Source organism: Delftia sp. JD2 (assembly GCF_001682645.1).
GTDB lineage: Bacteria > Pseudomonadota > Gammaproteobacteria > Burkholderiales > Burkholderiaceae_C > Comamonas > Comamonas acidovorans.
In genome coordinates, this window is the sequence record NZ_LFJT01000024.1 from 21,846 (window position 1) to 41,651 (window position 19,806).

Annotated in this window: 19 protein-coding genes; 10 read left to right on the plus strand and 9 right to left on the minus strand. The window is 68.0% G+C overall.

The features are described from left to right. Positions 1-110 precede the first annotated feature (110 nt). The 3 genes from ACM14_RS14835 to ACM14_RS14845 all read right to left on the minus strand — a co-directional run bounded on the left by ACM14_RS14835 (position 111) and on the right by ACM14_RS14845 (position 1,671). Positions 111-338 (minus strand): type II toxin-antitoxin system RelE/ParE family toxin, encoded by a 228-nt coding sequence (locus ACM14_RS14835; protein ID WP_084027385.1) that lies wholly within the window; start codon positions 336-338, stop codon positions 111-113. Continuing rightward, positions 331-573, minus strand: a complete 243-nt coding sequence (locus ACM14_RS14840) for a type II toxin-antitoxin system ParD family antitoxin (RefSeq protein WP_016447039.1) — start codon at positions 571-573, stop codon at positions 331-333. Before ACM14_RS14840 ends, ACM14_RS14835 begins: the two co-directional genes overlap by 8 nt. Before the next feature lie 63 nt (positions 574-636). Then, the gene (locus ACM14_RS14845) at positions 637-1,671 is read right to left on the minus strand and encodes a LacI family DNA-binding transcriptional regulator (RefSeq protein WP_065346552.1); all 1,035 of its coding nucleotides are present in this window, start codon (positions 1,669-1,671) and stop codon (positions 637-639) included. A 169-nt stretch (positions 1,672-1,840) separates the two neighbouring features. Here ACM14_RS14845 and ACM14_RS14850 point away from each other — a divergent pair, with 169 nt between their 5' ends. From ACM14_RS14850 to ACM14_RS14870, 5 genes are all read left to right on the plus strand, one after another. Next, positions 1,841-2,845 carry a tripartite tricarboxylate transporter substrate binding protein gene (locus ACM14_RS14850; RefSeq protein WP_065346553.1) on the plus strand — a complete coding sequence of 335 codons (1,005 nt, stop codon included), beginning with the start codon at positions 1,841-1,843 and terminating at the stop codon, positions 2,843-2,845. A gap of 20 nt (positions 2,846-2,865) precedes the next feature. Further along, positions 2,866-3,705, plus strand: a complete 840-nt coding sequence (locus ACM14_RS14855; protein ID WP_065346554.1) for an HpcH/HpaI aldolase/citrate lyase family protein — start codon at positions 2,866-2,868, stop codon at positions 3,703-3,705. Positions 3,706-3,719: 14 nt separating this feature from the next. Then, positions 3,720-5,447 carry an L-arabinonate dehydratase gene (gene araD / locus ACM14_RS14860; protein ID WP_065346555.1) on the plus strand — a complete coding sequence of 576 codons (1,728 nt, stop codon included), beginning with the start codon at positions 3,720-3,722 and terminating at the stop codon, positions 5,445-5,447. 374 nt (positions 5,448-5,821) lie between these two features. After that, the gene (gene aspT / locus ACM14_RS14865; RefSeq protein ID WP_217491962.1) at positions 5,822-7,513 is read left to right on the plus strand and encodes an aspartate-alanine antiporter; all 1,692 of its coding nucleotides are present in this window, start codon (positions 5,822-5,824) and stop codon (positions 7,511-7,513) included. Between the two features lie 54 nt (positions 7,514-7,567). After that, positions 7,568-9,163, plus strand: coding sequence for a bifunctional aspartate transaminase/aspartate 4-decarboxylase (locus ACM14_RS14870; RefSeq protein ID WP_047327311.1), 1,596 nt, complete (start codon positions 7,568-7,570; stop codon positions 9,161-9,163). A gap of 24 nt (positions 9,164-9,187) precedes the next feature. Here the strand turns inward: ACM14_RS14870 and ACM14_RS14875 are convergent, their stop codons facing one another. Next, on the minus strand, positions 9,188-10,126 hold the full coding sequence (locus ACM14_RS14875) for a DMT family transporter (protein ID WP_065346557.1): 939 nt from the start codon (positions 10,124-10,126) through the stop codon (positions 9,188-9,190). Positions 10,127-10,201: 75 nt separating this feature from the next. Here ACM14_RS14875 and ACM14_RS14880 point away from each other — a divergent pair, with 75 nt between their 5' ends. From ACM14_RS14880 to ACM14_RS14895, 4 genes are all read left to right on the plus strand, one after another. Further along, the gene (locus ACM14_RS14880) at positions 10,202-11,104 is read left to right on the plus strand and encodes a LysR family transcriptional regulator (protein WP_013802293.1); all 903 of its coding nucleotides are present in this window, start codon (positions 10,202-10,204) and stop codon (positions 11,102-11,104) included. Between the two features lie 131 nt (positions 11,105-11,235). Continuing rightward, complete coding sequence (locus tag ACM14_RS30725; protein ID WP_084027386.1) at positions 11,236-12,138, plus strand: nitroreductase; 903 nt, start codon at positions 11,236-11,238, stop codon at positions 12,136-12,138. A 162-nt stretch (positions 12,139-12,300) separates the two neighbouring features. Then, positions 12,301-13,212, plus strand: a complete 912-nt coding sequence (locus ACM14_RS14890; RefSeq protein ID WP_065346558.1) for a bestrophin family protein — start codon at positions 12,301-12,303, stop codon at positions 13,210-13,212. A 72-nt stretch (positions 13,213-13,284) separates the two neighbouring features. Next, the gene (locus ACM14_RS14895) at positions 13,285-13,494 is read left to right on the plus strand and encodes a DUF4287 domain-containing protein (RefSeq protein WP_013802290.1); all 210 of its coding nucleotides are present in this window, start codon (positions 13,285-13,287) and stop codon (positions 13,492-13,494) included. A 17-nt stretch (positions 13,495-13,511) separates the two neighbouring features. Here ACM14_RS14895 and ACM14_RS14900 read toward each other — a convergent pair whose 3' ends face one another. From ACM14_RS14900 to ACM14_RS14910, 3 genes are read right to left on the minus strand one after another with little or no spacing between them, the layout of a single operon-like run. Beyond that, entirely contained in the window at positions 13,512-14,492 is a 981-nt protein-coding gene (locus tag ACM14_RS14900) for an alpha/beta hydrolase (RefSeq protein ID WP_065346559.1), read from the minus strand. Positions 14,493-14,494: 2 nt separating this feature from the next. Beyond that, entirely contained in the window at positions 14,495-15,391 is an 897-nt protein-coding gene (locus ACM14_RS14905; RefSeq protein ID WP_065346560.1) for an alpha/beta fold hydrolase, read from the minus strand. A gap of 39 nt (positions 15,392-15,430) precedes the next feature. Continuing rightward, on the minus strand, positions 15,431-16,486 hold the full coding sequence (locus ACM14_RS14910; RefSeq protein WP_065346561.1) for a sugar phosphate isomerase/epimerase: 1,056 nt from the start codon (positions 16,484-16,486) through the stop codon (positions 15,431-15,433). Positions 16,487-16,628: 142 nt separating this feature from the next. Here ACM14_RS14910 and ACM14_RS14915 point away from each other — a divergent pair, with 142 nt between their 5' ends. Next, positions 16,629-17,255 (plus strand): TetR/AcrR family transcriptional regulator, encoded by a 627-nt coding sequence (locus ACM14_RS14915; RefSeq protein WP_065346562.1) that lies wholly within the window; start codon positions 16,629-16,631, stop codon positions 17,253-17,255. Positions 17,256-17,259: 4 nt separating this feature from the next. Here ACM14_RS14915 and ACM14_RS14920 read toward each other — a convergent pair whose 3' ends face one another. Further along, entirely contained in the window at positions 17,260-18,375 is a 1,116-nt protein-coding gene (locus ACM14_RS14920; protein WP_065346563.1) for an acyl-CoA dehydrogenase family protein, read from the minus strand. 82 nt (positions 18,376-18,457) lie between these two features. After that, the gene (locus ACM14_RS14925) at positions 18,458-19,789 is read right to left on the minus strand and encodes a cytochrome c (protein ID WP_065346564.1); all 1,332 of its coding nucleotides are present in this window, start codon (positions 19,787-19,789) and stop codon (positions 18,458-18,460) included. Between the last annotated feature and the right edge of the window lie 17 nt (positions 19,790-19,806).

Genomic DNA, 19,806 nt, shown 5'->3' on the forward strand with positions numbered 1-19,806 from the left:
CGGTGTGGCCCTCGGTACAGCCATCGGGCCAACGCCTTCCTGTGCGTCGTAATACGCCTACCCTTGGCGCAGGCGCCCGGGCCGGACCGCCGTCGCCCTGGCGCCCGCGCTCATGGCAGGGGAACAGGATCCGGCCCGGCCTTGCCGGCGAGCATTGGCTGGTACTGGGCGCCGGCCTGCTGGCCCTGCTTCGTGCTCTTGGCCAATCCCTCGAATGTCTCCACAAGGTTGCGAAGGCAGGAGCCTGCCTGCTCAACCGACCAGTGCCTGAGCGTGTAGAGCCAGATTTCCTCCAGATCGGCTTCGGCCAGCGGCGACAGTCGGTAGGGCTTATCCATGCTTTGCGTGCATGCGGCTCAAAAACGCTTCGCTGTCAAACGGGCGCGGCTCGCCGGACTGACGGCCAGCGTTCAGAGCCTCTTGCAATGCCTTCACCCTGATTTCGTGCTCTTCCAGCAGCCGCAACCCGGCTCTGACCACATCACTGGCGGAGCCATAGCGCCCGCCTTGGACTTGGGCATCAATGAATTCCGTGAAGTGCGGCCCCAGGGCCACGGATGTGTTTCGGCTCATGGCGTTCTCCAGATGACGTACCGATATATCCAAATATTGGTACATCGTCACTGCAACAGTCGTTCAGCGCGCATCTTGGTGCCCACGTGTACTCCCCCTCCCCACCACCTCAAACCCCACATCCTGCGCGGCCGCCGCCACGCCACCGGCCATGCGCGCAATCAGCGCCTCTGCGCCCAGGCGGCCGATGGCGGCGCCGTCCACGCGCACGGTGGAGAGGGCAGGCCAGGCGTCCAGCGCCAGGGCCTGGTCGCCAAAGCCCAGCACGCCGAATTCCTCTGGCATGCGCAGGCCCAGTGCGTGGGCGTGGGAGAGAACGCCTTGCGCCAGCGCGTCGGAGCTGCAGAAGACGGCATCGACCTCCGGTGCCTGGGCGCGCAGGGCGTTCAAGGCATCGCGGCCACGGCCGGATTGGGGGATGGCTTCCGAGAAGACGATTTGCGCGGGAACCGGGGCACCGGCTTCCGCGGCGGCGCGGGTGAAGCCCAGGGCGCGGCGGGCGGCGCGGCTGTCATCGGCGCGCAGGATGGCCGGGCGCCGGTAGCCGCAGGCGGCGAGGTGACGGAAGGCGGCGCGGCCCGCGTCTTCCTGCGAGAAGCCGACCACCATGTCCAGCGGATGGGGCTGGTAGTCCCAGAGTTCGACCACGGGCACGTCGGCATTGACTAGCAGGCGCCGCGTGCGGGCCGTGTGCTCGGTGCCGGTGAGCACGATGCCGTCCGGGCGGCGGCTGAGCATGGCGGCCAGCCAGGTTTCCTCATGCTCCGGGTCATAGCTGGAGATGCCCAGCGTGGTTTCATAGCGCTGCGCGGCCAGGGTGTGGATGAGCGCATCGAGCATGTCGGAAAACAGCGAGTGCCCCACCGAGGGCACGATGGCCGCCACCAGCCGCGTCTGGCGCGAGGTCAGCCCGCCCGCCAGGGAGTTGGGCACGTAGCCCGATTGCTCCACGGCCTGCACCACGCGCAGCCGCGTGGCCTCGGCCACCAGTTCAGGCCGGTGCAGCGCGCGCGAGGCGGTGATGGGCGACACGCCGGCAATGCGGGCCAGGTCCTTGAGCGTGGGCGCATTGGCGTTGCGCAGGGTGCGGAGGGTCATGCGAGGCCTTTGCCTGGAATGGCGATGGAGAGGCGGCTTGAGGATGATTGCGTGCTCATGTTAACGATGATGTCCATCAGCACGGTCTGATTGTTTCCCCTCGTAGGTCCGAATGGAGAGCGCTGCCTTTGCTTGAAATGATTGCGCAATCATTCAAGAGGAGACCACCATGCGCCCTTCGCTCTCCAACCGCCGCAGCGCAATGGCGCGCCTGCTGGCTGCGGCCCTGGCTCCGGCCTCGATGCTGGCCCCGGCACACGCCCAGGCCCAGGCTGCCTGGCCGGTCAGGCCGATCACGCTGGTGATTCCCTTCCCTCCTGGTGGCCAGACCGATGTGGTGGGCCGGCTGGTGGGAGAGCGCCTGTCGCAGCGCCTGGGCCAGCCCGTGGTGGTGGAGAACCGGCCCGGCGTGAATGGCTCGCTGGCCTCCGAGGCCGTGGCGCGGGCGCGGGCCGATGGCTACACGCTGGTGATTGGCGGGCCGGGCACGCATGCCATCAACCAGCTGGTCAATTCCAACGTGAAGTACGACGCGCGGCGGGATTTCACGCACATTGCCATGCTGGGACGCGTGCCCATGCTGCTGCTGGCCTCGCCCAGGCTGAAGGTCGCTTCGGTGGCCGATGTGGTGGCCCTGGCCCGGGCCAGCCCCGGCACGGTGAATGTGGCGCTGACGGGCATTGGCTCGTCCAGCCATGTGACGACGGAGCTGCTGCGCCAGGCGGCCGGCGTGAGCTTCAACAACGTTCCCTACAAGGGCGATGTGCCCGCCATGACCGATGTGATGGGCGGCCAGGCCGACCTGCTGTTCGTGCCCGCCACCTCGGCCGTGGGCTTTGCGCAGGCGGGCAAGCTGCGTGCGCTGGCCGTGGCAGGCGAGGGGCGCCTGGCGGCCCTGCCCGATGTGCCCACCATGGCCGAGGCCGGCCAGCCGCAGGTCGTCAACTATTCATGGACCAGCCTGGCGGGGCCGCCGGGCATGCCGGCCGATGTGGTGGAGCGGCTCAACCAGGCCTGCCAGTCCCTCCTGGCCGAGCCCGAGGTGGTGGCCCGGCTGGCCGCCATGAGCAACGAGCCCACGCCGGGCACGCCCGCCCAGGCCGCCAGCTTCATCGCCGCCGAGGTGGCGCGCTGGAGCGAGGTGGTGCGCAAGGGAAACATCCAGGTCCAGTGAACAGCTTCAGGAGAGTCCCCATGAGCATGCTGCCCGCCAATACGTTCAAGCGCGCGCTGCGCGAAGGCCGCCCGCAGATCGGCCTGTGGTCCACCATTCCCTCCCCCTTTGTCTGCGAGATGATCGGCGGCGCGGGCTACGACTGGGTGCTGCTCGATACCGAGCACACGCCCACCGACGTGCCGCTGATGCTGGGCCAGCTGCAGGCCGTGGCCGCCGCCCTGCCCGCACCGGGCGCCCTGCCCGTGCATGCCGTGGTGCGGCCCGCCTGCAACGATGCAGTGCTGATCAAGCGCTACCTGGACCTGGGCGCCCAGTCCCTGCTGCTGCCCTTTGTGCAGAACGCGCAGCAAGCGCGGGATGCCGTGCGCGCCATGCGCTATGCACCCCAGGGCATGCGCGGCATGGGCGGTTCCACTCGCGCGGCCAACTTCGGGCGCACGGCCGACTATGTGGCACGTGCGGCCGACGAGCTGTGCCTGCTGGTGCAGGTGGAGACGGCCGAGGCGCTGGAGCAGATAGAGGCGATTGCGGCCGTCGATGGCGTGGACGGCATCTTCATCGGCCCCGCCGACCTGTCGGCCAGCCTGGGTTATCCGGGCCAGGCGCGCCACCCTGTGGTGAACCGGGCCATCGACCAGGCCATCGCCCGCATCCGCGCCTGCGGCAAGGCGCCGGGGATCCTGATGGTGGACGAGGCACGGGCGCGCGAATGCCTGGAGCTGGGCGCGCAGTTCGTGGCCGTGGCGCTGGACACGCTCTTGCTGCGCGACGGGCTGGATGCGGCGGCGGCGCGCTTCAGGAAAGGGCCGCTGGCCGCGAACCCGCCAGGGCCCGCATCCACCGCCGGCAGCTACTGAGGAGCCCCACAACCATGACACGTTCCCCCGAATCCCTGCGCAGCGCACGCTGGTTTGCCCCCGATGATTTCCGCTCCTTCGGCCACCGCTCGCGCGTGCTGCAGATGGGCTATGGCTACGAGGACTGGATGGGCAAGCCCGTGATCGCCATCGTCAACACCTGGAGCGATGCCAACCAGTGCCATGCCCACTTTCGGCAGCGCGTGGAAGACGTCAAGCGCGGCGTGCTGCAGGCGGGCGGCTTTCCGCTGGAGCTGCCGGCCATCTCGCTGTCGGAAAGCATGGTCAAGCCCACCACCATGGTCTATCGCAACTTCCTGGCCATGGAGACGGAGGAGCTGCTGCGCAGCCACCCGGTGGACGGCGCCGTGCTCATGGGCGGCTGCGACAAGACCACGCCGGGGCTGGCCATGGGGGCGATCTCCATGGGCCTTCCCTTCATCTACCTGCCGGCCGGCCCCATGCTGCGCGGCAACTGGAAGGGGCAGGTGCTGGGCTCGGGCTCGGACGCCTTCAAGTTCTGGGATGAACGCCGCGCCGGCCGCCTGGACGAGCAGGCCTGGCGCGAGATGGAAGCCGGCATTGCCCGCAGCCACGGCACCTGCATGACCATGGGCACGGCGGCCACCATGATGGGCATTGCCGAGGCCGTGGGCCTGGCGCTGCCCGGCGCTTCGTCCATTCCGGCCGCCGACGCCAACCACATCCGCATGAGCGCCGAGTGCGGCCGCCGCATCGTACAGATGGTGTGGGAAGACCTCACGCCCGCCCGCATGCTCACGCGTGCGCATTTCGAGAACGGCATTGCCTGCGCCATGGCCATGGGCTGCTCCACCAACGCCATCATTCACCTGATCGCCATGTCGCGGCGCGCGGGCCATCCGGTCAGCCTCGATGACTTCGACGCCTTCAGCCGCCGCGTGCCCGTGATCGCCAACATCCGGCCCAGCGGCGACCGCTATCTGATGGAGGACTTCTTCTATGCAGGCGGCCTGCGCGCCCTGCTGGAACGCATCCGCCCGCATCTGGACACCGAGGCCATGACGGTCAACGGCAAGACCCTGGGCGAGAACATTGCGGGCAGCCAGGTCCACCAGGACGACGTGATCCGCCCCCTGTCCCGCCCCATCTACGCTGAAGGGGCGCTGGCCGTGCTGCGCGGCAACCTGGCGCCGGACGGCGTGGTCATCAAGCCCAGCGCCTGCGCCCCGCACCTGCTGCGCCACACGGGCCGCGCGCTGGTGTTCGACGACTACCCCAGCCTCAAGCAGGCCGTGGACGACCCCCATCTCGATGTGAACGGCGAAGACATCCTGGTGCTGCGCAACGCCGGCCCCAAGGGCGCAGGCATGCCCGAATGGGGCATGCTGCCCATTCCCACCAGGCTGCTCAAGCAAGGCGTGAAAGACATGCTGCGCCTGTCCGACGCCCGCATGAGCGGCACCAGCTACGGCGGCTGCCTGCTGCATTGCTCTCCCGAGTCCGCCGTGGGCGGGCCGCTGGCCCTGGTGCGCACGGGCGACCGCATCACGGTGGACGTGCCCGCCCGCCGCATCCACCTGGAAGTCAGCGACTCAGAACTCGCCACCCGCCGCGCCGCATGGACTCCCCCGCCCGCGCGCTACGAGCGCGGCTATGGCTGGCTGTTCGGCCGCCATATCCTGCAGGCCAATGAGGGATGCGATTTTGATTTTCTGGAGACGGGTTTTGGAAGCGCTGTGCCGGAGCCGGACATTTTTTGAGAGCGTGAATGGCACAGGGTCTGCCCAGGCGCAGGGCGGCCCGTGCAGCCCTGCCTATCCAGGTCCTACGACATAAGCCGCCTCCAGGCTGACGGCCAAGTCCTACATCGCCACTCCTTTTTGTCATGAATAGTGGCTCTGTTTTCGACAAGATATTGATTCAAGCAAGCCAATGGAAACGCCATATCCAATTGAATATTGATGAATACGGAAACCACCGCATTCATCAAATATCGATAGGCATTTTCTAATAGCGACACACCGTTTCCCCCAGGTCCACGCGCACGCAAGCCCCCTGCCCTTCGCGGGCAGCCGTTCCCGTTTCCCCGCTGCCTTGCATCGCCGTGGACCTCAACCCAGAAGCAGAGGTGGCTGTGGACTTTCTCAGAAGCATCTTTCATCAGGCTCCGGAAATTGCGCTGTTCGCGGCCTTGGCGCTCGGTTACTGGGTGGGCAAGTTCAGGTTCGGGTCGTTCCAGCTGGGGGGCGTGGCGGGGTCGCTGCTGGCGGCGGTGCTGATCAGCCAGGTGGGGGTGACCATTGATTCGGGCATCAAGGCGGTGCTGTTTGCGCTGTTCATCTATGCCGTGGGTTTCGAGAGCGGGCCGCAGTTCTTCCGTTCGCTGGGGCGGCAGTCGGTCAAGGAGATCCTGATGGCCCTGGTGGTGGCCGTGTCGGGGCTGGTCACGGTGGTGGTGATCGCCCGGGTGTTCCATCTGGACAAGGGGCTGGCGGCGGGGCTGGCAGCGGGCGGGCTGACGCAGTCGGCCATCATCGGCACGGCGGGCTCTGCCATCGAGAAGCTGGGGCTGGCGCCCGACGAGGTGCAGCGCATGCAGGCCAATGTGGCCATCGGCTATGCGGTGACCTATATCTTCGGCTCCTTCGGCGCCATCATCATGTGCGTGAACGTGCTGCAGTGGCTGACGGGCCGCAAGATCCGCGAGGACGCGATCCAGGCCGAGCAGGAGCTGCTCAAGGGCGTGCGCGTGTACGGAACCGGCGAGTCACCGGCCGTGCCGGATCTGGTGGGCCGCATTTTCCGCGTGGGCCAGGCGGGCCGCACCGTGGCGGAGCTGGAGGCCAGCGCCACCGCCAACGGCGGCACGGTGACGGTGGAGCGCATACAGCGCAGGAACGCGATGGTGGGCGTGGACGGCCGCCTGGCGCTGGAGGACGGCGACATCATCTTGCTGGTGGGCCGGCGCGCGGCCGTGGTGGCGCTGGGCGCCTCGGTGGGCGAGGAGCTGCAGGGCGCCGAGGGCATGGACGTGGTGATGGTGCGGCGCGACGTGGCCATCTCCAACAACCAGTACCTGAACCGCAGCGTGAAGGACATCCTGGACAGCCTGTCGCAGGAGTTCAAGCACGGTGTATACGCAGTGGCGCTGATGCGCGCAGGCACGCCGGTGCCGATTGCGCCGGCCACCATGGTCATGCCGGGCGATGTGGTGACGCTGTTCGGCACGCCGCAGGATGTGCAAAAGGCTGCGCAGTCGGTGGGCCCCATCATCGTGCCCAGCGACAAGACGGACTTTGTCTTCCATGGCCTGGGCATCACGGTGGGCCTGCTGATCGGGCTGCTGGTGCTGCGCCTGGGCTCCATTCCCATCACGCTGGGCAGCGGCGGCGGCGCCCTGCTGGCGGGCCTGCTGTTCGGCTGGTGGCGCAGCCGCAAGCACACTTTCGGCAACATGCCCACGGCCGCTTCCACGCTGCTGCGCGACCTGGGCCTGGCCGGCTTCGTGGCCATGGTGGGCCTGCAGTCGGGCCAGCAGGCCGTGACCACGGTGATGCAGCAGGGCCTGACGCTGTTCCTGCTGGGCGTGGTGGTGACCATCGTGCCGCTGCTGATCGCCATGCTGTTCGGCAAGTACGTGCTGCGCTATGACAACGTGGCCGTGTTCGCGGGCTCGCTGTCGGGGGCGCGCAGCGCCAACCCGGCGTTTGGCGAGATTCTGGACAAGGCCGGCAACTCGATTCCCACGGCACCGTTTGCGATCACCTATGCGCTGGCCAATGTGTTCCTCACATTGCTGGGCCCGCTGGTCATCGCCTTTGCCTGATCACCCCTGACCGATCCCCAAGGACCACCAAGGACCATCACAAGGAGCTGCGCAATGAGCAAGGATTATCGGAGTCTGGCGAATTTGAGCCCGTTCGAACTCAAGGACGAACTGATCAAGGTGGCCTCGGGCAAGGCCAACCGCCTCATGCTCAATGCGGGGCGCGGCAATCCCAACTTCCTGGCGACCACGCCGCGCCGGGCGTTCTTCCGGCTGGGTCTGTTCGCAGCGGCGGAGTCGGAGCTGTCGTACTCCTACATGACGGTGGGCGTGGGCGGGCTGGCCAAGCTCGACGGCATCGAGGGGCGCTTCGAGCGCTTCATCGCCGAGCACCGCGACCAGGAGGGCGTGAAATTCCTGGGCAAATCGCTGAGCTATGTGCGCGACCAGCTGGGGCTGGACCCCGCCGCCTTCCTGCACGAGATGGTGGACGGCATCCTGGGCTGCAACTACCCCGTGCCGCCGCGCATGCTCACCGTGAGCGAGCAGGTCGTGCGCCAGTACATCGTCCGCGAGATGGCAGGCGGCGCCGTGCCGCCCGAGTCGGTGGACCTGTTCGCGGTCGAGGGCGGCACGGCAGCCATGGCCTATATCTTCGAGAGCCTGCGCATCAGCGGCCTGCTCAAGGCCGGCGACAAGGTGGCCATTGGCATGCCGGTGTTCACGCCGTATATAGAGATCCCCGAACTGGCCCAGTACGACCTCAAGGAAGTGCCTATACACGCGGACCCCGACAACGGCTGGCAGTACTCCGACGCCGAGCTGGACAAGCTCAAGGACCCGGACGTCAAGATCTTCTTCTGCGTGAACCCCAGCAACCCGCCGTCCGTGAAGATGGACCAGCGCAGCCTGGACCGCGTGCGCGCCATCGTGGCCGAGCAGCGGCCCGACCTGCTGATCCTCACCGACGATGTCTACGGCACCTTTGCCGATGAATTCCAGTCCCTGTTCTCGGTCTGCCCCCGGAACACGCTGCTGGTGTATTCGTTCTCCAAGTATTTCGGGGCCACGGGCTGGCGCCTGGGGGTGATCGCGGCGCACAAGGACAACGTGTTCGACCATGCGCTGGCGCAGTTGCCCGAGTCCGCCAAGAAGGCGCTGGACCACCGCTACCGCTCGCTGCTGCCCGATGTGCGCTCGCTCAAGTTCATCGACCGCCTGGTGGCCGACAGCCGCGTGGTGGCGCTGAACCACACGGCCGGCCTGTCCACGCCGCAGCAGGTGCAGATGGTGCTGTTCTCGCTGTTTGCGCTCATGGATGAAGCCGACGCCTACAAGCAGGCGCTCAAGCAACTGATCCGCCGCCGCGAGGCCACGCTGTACCGCGAGCTGGGCATGCCCCCGCTGGAAAATCCCAACTCGGTCAATTACTACACGCTGATCGACCTGCAGAACGTCACCTGCCGGCTCTACGGCGAGGCCTTCTCGCAATGGGCCGTGCAGCAGTCGTCCACGGGCGACATGCTGTTCCGCGTGGCGGATGAGACCGGCATCGTGCTGCTGCCGGGCCGAGGCTTCGGGTCCGACCGCCCTTCCGGTCGTGCCTCGCTGGCCAACCTCAACGAGTACGAGTACGCCGCCATAGGCCGCGCCCTGCGCCGGCTGGCCGACGAGCTGTACGAGCAGTACAAGGCGCTGGGCAAGGAGTAGGCCCTGCGCCAGGGCCCGCACGGCTCATCGCAGCTGTCGGGCCTTGACCACCAGCAGCGCCCCGGCCATCAGGCCCACACCGGCCAGTTGCACGGCGCCCAGCGTACGCCCGTAGACCACCCAGTCCAGCACGATGGCCGTCAGCGGATAGACGTACTGCAGCACGGCAATGCGGCCCAGCGTGAGGCGGGCCATGCCCGCAAAGAGAATGGCGTAGGCCAGGCCCGTGTGCAGCACGCCCAGCCCTGCCAGCCAGGCCCAGGACGACGGCGCCTGCGGCCAGCCATGAACCAGCGGCACCCACAGCAGCAGCACGGTGCCGACCGCGCATTGCCACCAGGCCAGCGCAAACGGCGTGACCACTTTCTCGGTCTTGGCCAGGATGGTCACAGCCGCATAGCACAGCGAGCCGGCCAGGCACATCAGCAGCCCGGACACATGGTCCGGCCCCCAGGCCGCCGCATCGCCACCCAGCAGCCCCGTGGTCAACACCAGTCCCAGCAACGCCGCCAGCATGGCCGCCACCTGCCGTGGTGCCACGGCCTCGCGCAGCACCAGGGTGCCGAACAGCATGATCCACATCGGCTGGATGTGGAACACGATGGTGGCCACGCCAATGGAGGTGCGCGGTATGGCGGCAAAGAACAGGGCCCAGTTCATCACCATGAGGACGCCGGTGGCCACCACCACCGGCCAGCTCCTGCCGCGCACGCACAACTCCCTCATGCGGCCCGTGGCCAGGCCCCAGGCCAGCAGCGCCAGGGCACCAAAGGCGCAGCGAAACAGCACGGTGACCAACGGGTGCTGGCGGGCTTCTTCCACAAATATGCCGACGGTGCCCAGCAGCACGCCGCCCGCAATCATCAGCCACTGACCGCGTGTCTCCGGCGCTGTGGGAGCGGCTTGTGCGGGCGCGGCGGAGGCTACGGATGCGGCCTGTAAGGAATGGGTTCTGTCTTGCATGGCCGCGATCGTCTCGTGGCAGGAAATTCTCGTAAAGCAAATAGTTTGCAGGTTTAGTATTCGATATTCGAATCCATGGAGCGTGCCGTGAACCACCCCGACCTGCAGATCGACTGGCTGCGCGCCCTGGTGGCCGTGGTGGATGCGGGCTCGCTCTCGGCTGCCGCGCCGCTGCTGCACCGATCACAGGCCGCCGTGAGCATGCAGATCAAGAAGCTGGAGACAGCGCTGGGCCAGCCCGTGCTGCTGCGCGGCCCGCGCCATCTGCAACTGACGCCCGCCGGCGCGGAGCTGCTGGGCTATGCGCGGCGCATGCTGGAGCTGCAGGCCCAGGCGCAGGCGGCCCTGTTCGGCCCCGACCTGTCCGGGCGCGTGCGGCTGGGCGTGCCGGACGACTACGCATCCACCTATCTGACGCCGGTGCTGCGCAGCTTTGCAGGCCGCTACCAGGGCGTGGAGATCGAGCTGACCTGCGAGCAGTCCACCGCGCTGATCCCGCAGGTGGTGCGCGGCACGCTGGACCTGGCCCTGGTCTCACGCGACAGGCCCCAGCGCGGGCGCCTGCTGTTCCACGAGCCCCTGGTCTGGGTGGGCGCGCCGCAGCACGAGGTGTGGAGGAAGAATCCCCTGCCGATTGCCGTCTACGAGGCGGCCAGCCTGGCGCGCACGGCGGCGCTGTCCAGCCTGGCGGCCCAGCGGCGCGCGCACCGCGTGGTCTATCACAGCTCCAGCCTTGCCGGCCAGCTGGCCGCCGTGGAAAGCGGCCTGGCCGTGGCCGTGTTCACGCGCTGCAGCGTGCCTCCGCACCTGCAGGTGCTGCAAAACCTGCCGGCCGGCTTCGAGCTGCCGCCGCTGGTGTCCATGCAAGTGTCGGCCCTGCGCAGCAAGGCCTCGCAGGGCTCGGCGGCCGTGGATGCCATGTACGAGCAGTTGATTGCGACGCTGGGCCAGGCACCTCAGGAACTGACCAAGGCCTGACGCCTGGCGAGGTTCGGCAAGCATTCTGCGCACGCATTTCGCTGTATTCTTGAAAACATAATGAAATCATCCACCGGCCATTTGCCGCAACCTGATTGGGCGCACGTGCAGGCCCGCGCTGGAGAACCGACTTGACGCAAAAATACATCCCCCATCTGCTGGCCCTGGACCGCGAGCGTGACTGGGCGCGCGCAGCGCAGGCCTGCGGCATCTCCGACAACGCGCTGGCCCAGGCCATACGCTCGGCCGAGGCGGAGTTCGGCCACGCGCTGGTGCGTGCGGGCCGGCCCTTCCAGGGGTTCACGCTGGAGGGCGAACAGGTGCTGGCCTGGGCCCGGCAGTTCGCCCAGGCGGTGGATGCACTCAAGCACTGCTTTGCCGACACGCGCAAGCGGGCGGGCCTGGCTCCCCTGCTGGCGCGGCGCTCCGTCTCGCCCAGGCGGCTGGCCATGCCGGGGCCGGACAGCGGCGACATGGACCTGATGATCGAGGCGGCGCTATGTTCACCAGATCATGGTGCATTGCATCCCTGGCGCATTCTGGAGTTTCCAGTCCATCAGCGTGCAGCATTGGCTGCTCTGTTCGAGCAGGAAAAACTGCGCCGTGACCCGCTGGCCCCGGCCGACGATATCCGCCGTGCGCGCGAGCATGCAACGCGCGCCCCGGCGCTGATCGCCTTCATCATCTCGCCCCGGCCGCGCTCGCGCGTGCCGGTACGTGAGCAATGGCTGGCTGCGGGTGCGGCCCTGGGCAACTTCCTCAATGCCGCCCACCATTTGGGCTTTGGTGCCATCGTGCTCAGTGGCGAGCGCTGTTTTGACCCGGCCCTGCATTCAGCGCTGGGTTTGCGCGAGGGCGAGCACCTGGCCGGCTTCATCAGCCTGGGCACCATCACCAGCCAGCCATCCCCGCGCGCAACGGTGGCGCCCTCTTCCATGCGCACGGCATGGCAGGCGGAGCAGACAGCAGCGGTCACGGCACAGGCCCTTCTCCAGCCAGACGGCAACCACGACAGCCACGGCAGCGATCTTTGAAGCCGCAGCCGGCGCGTGCTGGGTGGCGCATAAGTGGCGCACAGGTGGCGCGCAGGTGGCGCACTGACTGCGCGGGGGCGGTTAGAGTTGCGGGGCTGCTGCGCCCTCTTGCGTCCTCTTGCACCCTCTTGCGCCCTCTTTTCCATCACGGAACAAGCTTTCATGATCATCCGGACCCGCCCCCACTGGCTGCGCATGCTCTTCGTGCTGCGCGGCTCGGTGCTGCCCGACATCCTGCCCCAGCTGATGGCTGCCACCCTGTTCGCCGTGCTGGTCACGGCCCTGCACGGCCAGTTGTTCGCGTGGAAGGTGCCGCTGAACTTCGTGCCGTTTTCGCTGATCGGGCTGACGCTGGCCATCTTCCTGGGCTTTCGCAACAGCACCAGCTATGCGCGCTATTGGGAGGCGCGCACACTGTGGGGCACCCTGCTCAACGAGACACGCACCCTGGTGCGCCAGGCCCGGACCTTGACGGACGCGCCGCAGCACGCCCCGGCCCTGGCCATGGTGCTGGCGGCCTTCGTGCACGCGCTGCGCCACCAGTTGCGCGGCACCGATGCCGCGGCCGACATGCGCCGCCTGCTGCCCGCCGCCGACTGCGAGCGCCTGGCCACGGCGCGCTTCAAGCCTGCCGTGCTGCTGCTCATGGCCGGCGAATGGCTGCAGGCGCGCCGCCACGATGGCAGCCTGCAGCCGGTGCTGGTGCCCGCCATGGAGGCGCCGCTGTGCAAGCTGGGCGAGGCACTGGGCGGCTGCGAGCGCATTGCGGGCACGCCGATTCCCTTCACCTACGCGGTGATCATCCACCGCACCATCTACCTGTACTGCCTGCTGCTGCCCTTCGGCCTGGTGGACTCCATCGGCTTCATGACGCCGGTGATCGTGGCCTTCATCGCCTACACCTTCTTCGCGCTGGAGGCGCTGGGCGCCGAGCTGGAGGAGCCCTTCGGCACGGCGCCCAACGACCTGGCGCTGGACGCCATGTCGCAGATGATCGAGGCCACGCTGCGCGAGCTGACCGGCGAGGTGCTGCCGCCTGCGCCGCAGCACAAGGATGTGCTGTTCCTGACCTGACCCTGCCTGCCGGCCCGGACGGCGCCAGCGGCACAATCTGCCCACCCGCATCACAGAAAAAGGACAAGCGCCATGACGGAGACAAGCAAGGTCAAGGGACCGGCCTCGTATTTCCCTTCCATAGAGAAGACCTACGGCCAGCCGATTGCGCACTGGATGGACCTGCTGCAACAGCAGGACACCCGCAAGCACATGGAACTGGTGGGCTGGCTCAAGGCCCAGCACCAGATGGGGCACGGCCATGCGAATGCGCTGGTGGCCGTGTTCCTGGCACAGGCCTGACCTGCACCCAGCAACCCTCAGCCGATGGCCGTGCCGAAAGCCTGGCGCACGGCGGCACCCGCTTCGTCAAACAGGCGGCGTGATGCCGGCGCCAGCCCCAGCATGTGCATGCAGGCGTGCACCATGCCGGGCAGGCGCACGGCCTGCACCGCCACACCGGCCTGCGCCAGCCGCTGTGCATAGGCTTCGGCCTCGTCGCGCAGCGGGTCGTATTCGCAGCTGATCACTGTGGCAGGCGGCAGGCCTGCCAGGTGTTCCGCGCGCAGCGGAGAGAAAAGTTCTTGCCGCCCCGGTGCCGCATCGCCCAGGTACGCGCCATAGCAGTACTCCATGGCCGCACGCGTGAGGTAGTGACCCTCTCCAAACTGGTGGAACGACGGCGAGTCCATGGCCGCGTCCAGGGCCGGGTACAGCAGCAGCTGGTGGGCGATGGCCGGTGCGCCCGCCGCTCCCCAGCCTTGCTTTTCCTGCGCCAGCAGGCAGGCGGCGGCCGCAAGGTTGCCGCCCGCGCTGTCTCCGGCCACGCCGATGCGCCTGCTGTCCAGCCCTAGCGCATCGGCCTGCTCAAAGGTCCAGGCAATGGCATCGCAGAAGTCATGCAGCGGCCCGGGAAAGCGGTGCTCGGGCGCCAGCCGGTAGTCCACCGAGACCACGACGGCGCCCGTTGCCATGGCCAGCGCGCGGCAGGGGTTGTCATAGACCTCCAGCGAACCCAGGCACCAGCCGCCGCCGTGGGCGAAGACCAGGGCGGGCTGGGGCGTGGGTGTGTCCGAGACCAGCGGCCGGTAGATGCGCACGCGCAGCGGCGCACCGTCGCGCGCGGGCAGCGTGAAGTCTTCGGTGCGGACCATGGCCTCGGCCGGGCCGTGCAGGGCGCGCAGCCCGGCGTCGGTGGCCTCGCGCAGCGCCGCCAGCGTGGGCGGCGTGGGCGGGGCCACGGCCTGGGTCGCCTGCGCCAGCTCGGCGAGATAGCGCGCAATGTCAGCGTCCAGGCCCATGGTCACAGCGTCCTTTGCAGGAAGGGCAGCAGCTCGGCGATGAAGGGCTCGGCGGCTTCCTCCATGATGAAGTGGCCGCAGCCCGGCACGATCACGCCCGACAGGTCATCGGCATGGCCGCGCAGCGTGGCCAGCGGCGCATCGGCCGTGGCATGCTCGGCGCCAATGGCCAGCACGGGCATGGCCAGCGGGCGCAGCGCACGCTCGCGGTTCTGGCGGATGGTTTCGGGAATGGCGCGGTAGTAGGCAAAGCCGCCACGCAGGCCACCGGGCGCCGCATAGGCATCGACATAGACGTCGACGGCCACGCGGTCGCGCCGCAGCGACCAGCGGTTGAACATGAATTCCAGGTAGGCACGCTCGCGCCCCGCGATCAGGGTCTCGGGCAGGTCGGCCAGCTGGTTGAACATGAAGTGCCACAGGAAAATGTTCTGCTCGGGCGGCGCAAAGATGCTGGGCTCGGGCGCCAGGCCGGGGATCACGGCCTCGGTCAGCGCCAGGGACTGCACGGCCTGCGGCTGGTCGCTGGCCAGCGCATAGGCCACCCACATGCCCACGTCGTGGCCGGCGACCTGGTAGCGCTCATGGCCCAGCGCCAGCATGGTGCGGTGCAGGGTCAGCGCAATGGAGCCCGTGTCGTAGCCGGTGTCGGGCCGGTCCGAAAAGCCCGTGCCCGGCGGATCGACGGCAATGGCCTGGAAGCCCTGCGCCGCCAGTGCCTGCATGACATGGCGCCAGGCATACCAGGTCTGGGGCCAGCCCGGAATCAGCAGCACGGGCGCGCCCTGCCCGGCCGTGATGCAGTGGATGCGGCGGCCGTCGATGCGCACGTAGTCGTGCGAGAACTCGTGGGCCTGGTCTTCCTGCTTGCGCAGGGCGTTCGATGTGAAAGCGTTCATTGTTGGATTCTTTTTGAGGTTCTTTGGCTGCGGGCGTGCTCAGGCGATGCCGAGCATGGCGTTGATCTGGCGCTGGTCCACGGGGGCGCCGGCGAAGTCGTCAAAGATCTTGTCGGTCACGCGGATGATGTGGCGGTTGATGAAGTCCACGCCCTCGCGCGCACCGTCTTCCTGGTCCTTGAGGCAGCACTCCCATTCCAGCGAGGCCCAGCCCTGGTAGTCGTACTGGGCGAACTTGGAGAAGATGGCCTTGAAGTCCACCTGCCCGTCGCCCAGCGAACGGAAGCGCCCTGCCCGCTCCAGCCACGAGGAATAGCCGCCGTAGATGCCCTGGCGCCCGCTGGGCAGGAACTCCGCATCCTTCACATGGAACATGCGGATGTGCTCGCGGTAGATGTCGATGTAGTCGAGGTAGTTGAGCTGCTGCAGCACGAAATGGCTGGGATCGAACAGGATCTTGCAGCGCGTGTGCTGGCCCACCAGCTCATGGAAGCGCTCGAAGCTTGTGCCGTCGTGCAGGTCTTCGCTGGGGTGGATTTCGTAGCACAGGTTCACGCCCTGCTCGTCGCAGGCGTCGAGGATGGGGCGCCAGCGGCGCGCCAGCTCCTCGAAGGCGGTTTCGATCAGGCCGGCCGGGCGCTGCGGGAACGGGAACAGATAGGGCCAGACGAACGAGCCCGAGAACGTGCCCATGTCGCTCAGCCCCATGCGGCGCGATGCACTGGCCGACAGCTTGAGCTGCTCCAGCGCCCAGGCCGTGCGTGCGGCCGGATTGCCGCGCAGCGCCTCGGGCGCAAAGCTGTCGCACATGGCGTCGTAGGCCGGGTGCACGGCCACGAGCTGGCCAAAGATGTGCGTGGTCAGCTCGCTGGCCACCAGGCCGTGCGAGGCCAGCATGCCGTTGACATCGTCGCAGTAGGTCTGGCTGCTAGCGGCCGTGGCCACGTCGAACAGGCGCTGGTCCCAGGCGGGAATCTGCAGGCCCTTGAAGCCTACGCCGGCCGCCCAGCGTGCGATGTCTTCCAGGGAGTTGAACGGCGCCTTGTTGTCGGCGAACTGCGCCAGATGAAGGCTGGGGCCCTTGATGGTCTGCATGTGATTTCCTTGCGTTGAGCTATTGTTTGTTGATCGACAAAGAATAGTATCACGCCAATGCGGCTGCTTTTGCGAAGCCGATGCAAGACAGCATCACGGCGCCGCTAAGATGCCGCCCTGACTGTTGAGAAGGATGAGGAAGATGGCCGGAAGACCCAGGGAATTTGACCGAGACCAGGCGCTGGAGCGCGCCATGCTGGCGTTCTGGCGGCGCGGCTACGAGGGCACGTCCATGGCCGACCTGGTGCAGGCGCTGGGCATTGCGTCAGCGCGCATCTATGCGGCCTTCGGCAGCAAGCAGGACCTGTTCCGCGAGGCCGTGCAGCGCTACGAGGCCGGTGATGGCGGCTTTGCCGACCGCGCCATGGCCCAGGAGCCGCGCGTGCGCGACGCCCTGGCCCGCGTGCTGCGCGATGCCGTGGCCACCTACACGGACGATGCCCATCCGCTGGGCTGCATGGTGGTCACCGCCGCCACCAACTGCGCCGAGGAAAACGAGGCAGTCGCCGCCTGGCTGGCCGAACACCGCCGCCAGCGCACGCAGTCCCTGATCGACCGCCTTCAGCGCGCGCTGGATGAAGGCGAGTTGCGCGCCGGCACCGATGTGCAGGCGCTGGGCGATTTCTATGCCACGCAACTGCACGGCATCTCGGTGCAGGCCCGCGATGGCGTGCCGCGCGAACGGCTGCTGGCTGCAGTGCAAACCGCCTTGCTGCTGCTGGACACGGCGCTGGAGCCGGCGCTGCAGCCCGCATCCAAGGCGGGCTGAGCCGTCAAGCGCCGAGCTTTTGCAGTTTTTGCAGCTCGGCGCGCAACTGGATCACGCTGGGCGTGACGATGGGGATGAAGGCCGATTCACGCCAGCGGCGGGCAAAACCATCGTCCGCATCCAGGCTGTAGGCGCGGCCACCGGCCGTCTGCAGCTCCAGCTGCATGGCCTGCTGCACGCAGTCGTGCAGGGCCAGGCGCAGCGCGAAAAGCCGCTCGGGCGCCTCCACGAAATCGCCGGCCTCTACACCGGCCTTGAGTGCGGCCACCGCCTGCTCCAGATGGCTGCGGGTATCGTCCAGCGGCTGCTGCAGCACATGCCCGCCCTGCCCCATGCGCGAGGCGGCCTGCGCACAGGCCGCGCGCGCCAGCCCGATGGACAGGCCGCATTGCATGCCCAGGAAGGCCGGCCGCACACGCGGCAGGAATCCGCCGGCGCGCTCGGCCAGCAGATCGTCTTCGGTGATGGCCACGTCCTTGAGTTGCAGCGCGGCGGTGTTGGTGCCACGCAGGGCAATCAACTCCAGATCCGGCGAGCGCTCCAGGCCGGGACGATCGGACGGCAGGGCCACGATCATGGGCGGCGCGCCGTCGTCACGCGCCACGGCAATGGCGGCCAGAAAGCGCGGCCCGCGCAGGTTGGTGCACCAGGGCACGCTGCCGTTGAGCAGCCAGCCGCCGCCTTCCCGGGCCGTGGCGCGGATGTTGAGTGCCTCCAGCCCGCTGAGGAATTTCATGATGTTGGACAGCCCCGAGGCACCGGCCGCCTCGCCCGCCAGCAGCGCGGGCAGCCAGTGCTCGCGCAGGGCCGCATTGCCGGTGTTCGCCAGCATCTCGATCAGCACGCGCTGGCCCCAGAAGGCAAAGGCGGCGGACATGGAGTGCGTGGCCACCTGGGCAATCGCCTCGATGGCATCGCCGGCGCTGCCGCCCTGCCCGCCCAAGGCGTCCGCCAAGCCGTGGCCCAGCAGCCCGGCTTCGGCCAGATAGGGCACGACGGCGGCCGTGGCCTCGCCGTTGCCGGCATCCAGCGCCTGGGCACGTGCATCCAGCCATTGGCGGTTGGCGCCGGTCAGCAGGGGGAAATCGGGTATGTGGCTTGTCATCTTGCGGGTCACCATAAAAAAAGGGACCGCTGTGGGCACAGCGGTCCCTTGCCATCCTAGCGCAGCGCACAGGCTGCGCAGATGACGCAGCGCAGGCTCAGTGCGCCGCCACCTTGCCGGGGCGTGTTTCCTCGCGCAGGGCCTTGACCTTGTCGCTCAGGCCGGCCCAGGGCTGCAGGCCGTACTGGCTGCGCATGGTGTTGAGCAGCGTGGCGATCTGATCGTCGCTGAGGTTGTGGCGGAAGGCGGGCATGGTGCCCAGCTGCGGGCGCGCCGGTTGCGTGATGCCGTTGAGCACCACATGGATGGCGTTGGTCGGCGAGTCGCTGTACAGATTGGTGTTCAGCGACAGCTGGGGACGCACGCCGAAGCTGCTGCCGGCCAGCACGCCGCTGGGGTCGGCGCGGTGGCAGGCCATGCAGGCGCCCTGGTACAGGCGATAGCCCTGGGCGTCGACCGGCAGCTTGGCAACCTCGGTCTTTTCCTTCACCAGCGCCTGGGCGTCCCCTGCGCCAGCGGCGTCTGCCACGGGCTTGCGGTACGACATCAGGTAGGTGGCCATGGCGTTGATGTCCTCGGTCGACTGGTGGGACAGGCCTTCGATCACGGGCGCCATGGGGCCGGCGGCCACGCCGTGGCGCTCCGAGAAGCCGGTCTGCATGTAGCGGACCAGGTCTTCTCGCGTCCAGGGCAGCGGAGCCACGGCCTTGTCGTTGAGCGCGGGCGCATCCCAGCCGTCGATGAAGGCGCCGGCCAGGTGGTCGGCACCCTTTTTCTCGGCGCCGAACTGGTTGCGCGGCGAGTGGCAGGCGGCGCAGTGGCCCAGGCCTTCGACCAGGTAGGCGCCGCGAATCCACTCGCCCGACTGGTTGGCGGGCGCGGGCTGCTCGCCCGGCTCCAGGTACAGCGCATTCCACAGAGCCAGCCCACGGCGCACGTTGAACGGGAAGTTCAGCGCGGTCTTGGGTGCCTCGTTGGAGACAGCCGGCTCGGTCATCAGGAAGGCGTACAGCGCCTTCATGTCCTCATCGGTCACGCGGGTGAACGCGGTGTACGGGAAGGCGGGGTACAGGTAGTTGCCCTCGCGGTCCACGCCATGGCGCATGGCGCGCTCGAAGGCCTCGTACGACCAGCGGCCGATGCCGGTTTCGGCATCGGGCGTGATGTTGGTCGAGTAGATGGTGCCGAAGGGGCTGGGCATGGCCAGGCCGCCTGCGTTGCGCTGGCCGCCCGGTGCCGTGTGGCAGACAGCGCAGTCGCCCATGTGCGCCAGGCGGCGCCCCTGGTCGATCTGCTGCTGGCTGAATTCCTGCACCGGGATCTGCTGCAGGGGCGCGATTTCGCTGCGGCCCGTGGCCAGCCAGAAGGCGGCGCCGGCCACGGCGGCCAGGCCGACCACGCCGAGGGTGATTTTCTTGAGTGTGTGCATGTTCCGGTCCTCCGCTC

Coding starts and splice junctions, on each gene's coding strand:
- ACM14_RS14835 (WP_084027385.1), bottom strand. CDS start 338: ATGGATAAGCCCTACCGACTGTCGCCGCTGGCCGAAGCCGATCTGGAG.
- ACM14_RS14840 (WP_016447039.1), bottom strand. CDS start 573: ATGAGCCGAAACACATCCGTGGCCCTGGGGCCGCACTTCACGGAATTC.
- ACM14_RS14845 (WP_065346552.1), bottom strand. CDS start 1,671: ATGACCCTCCGCACCCTGCGCAACGCCAATGCGCCCACGCTCAAGGAC.
- ACM14_RS14850 (WP_065346553.1), top strand. CDS start 1,841: ATGCGCCCTTCGCTCTCCAACCGCCGCAGCGCAATGGCGCGCCTGCTG.
- ACM14_RS14855 (WP_065346554.1), top strand. CDS start 2,866: ATGAGCATGCTGCCCGCCAATACGTTCAAGCGCGCGCTGCGCGAAGGC.
- araD (WP_065346555.1), top strand. CDS start 3,720: ATGACACGTTCCCCCGAATCCCTGCGCAGCGCACGCTGGTTTGCCCCC.
- ACM14_RS14870 (WP_047327311.1), top strand. CDS start 7,568: ATGAGCAAGGATTATCGGAGTCTGGCGAATTTGAGCCCGTTCGAACTC.
- ACM14_RS14875 (WP_065346557.1), bottom strand. CDS start 10,126: ATGCAAGACAGAACCCATTCCTTACAGGCCGCATCCGTAGCCTCCGCC.
- ACM14_RS14880 (WP_013802293.1), top strand. CDS start 10,202: ATGGAGCGTGCCGTGAACCACCCCGACCTGCAGATCGACTGGCTGCGC.
- ACM14_RS14890 (WP_065346558.1), top strand. CDS start 12,301: ATGATCATCCGGACCCGCCCCCACTGGCTGCGCATGCTCTTCGTGCTG.
- ACM14_RS14895 (WP_013802290.1), top strand. CDS start 13,285: ATGACGGAGACAAGCAAGGTCAAGGGACCGGCCTCGTATTTCCCTTCC.
- ACM14_RS14900 (WP_065346559.1), bottom strand. CDS start 14,492: ATGGGCCTGGACGCTGACATTGCGCGCTATCTCGCCGAGCTGGCGCAG.
- ACM14_RS14905 (WP_065346560.1), bottom strand. CDS start 15,391: ATGAACGCTTTCACATCGAACGCCCTGCGCAAGCAGGAAGACCAGGCC.
- ACM14_RS14910 (WP_065346561.1), bottom strand. CDS start 16,486: ATGCAGACCATCAAGGGCCCCAGCCTTCATCTGGCGCAGTTCGCCGAC.
- ACM14_RS14915 (WP_065346562.1), top strand. CDS start 16,629: ATGGCCGGAAGACCCAGGGAATTTGACCGAGACCAGGCGCTGGAGCGC.
- ACM14_RS14920 (WP_065346563.1), bottom strand. CDS start 18,375: ATGGTGACCCGCAAGATGACAAGCCACATACCCGATTTCCCCCTGCTG.
- ACM14_RS14925 (WP_065346564.1), bottom strand. CDS start 19,789: ATGCACACACTCAAGAAAATCACCCTCGGCGTGGTCGGCCTGGCCGCC.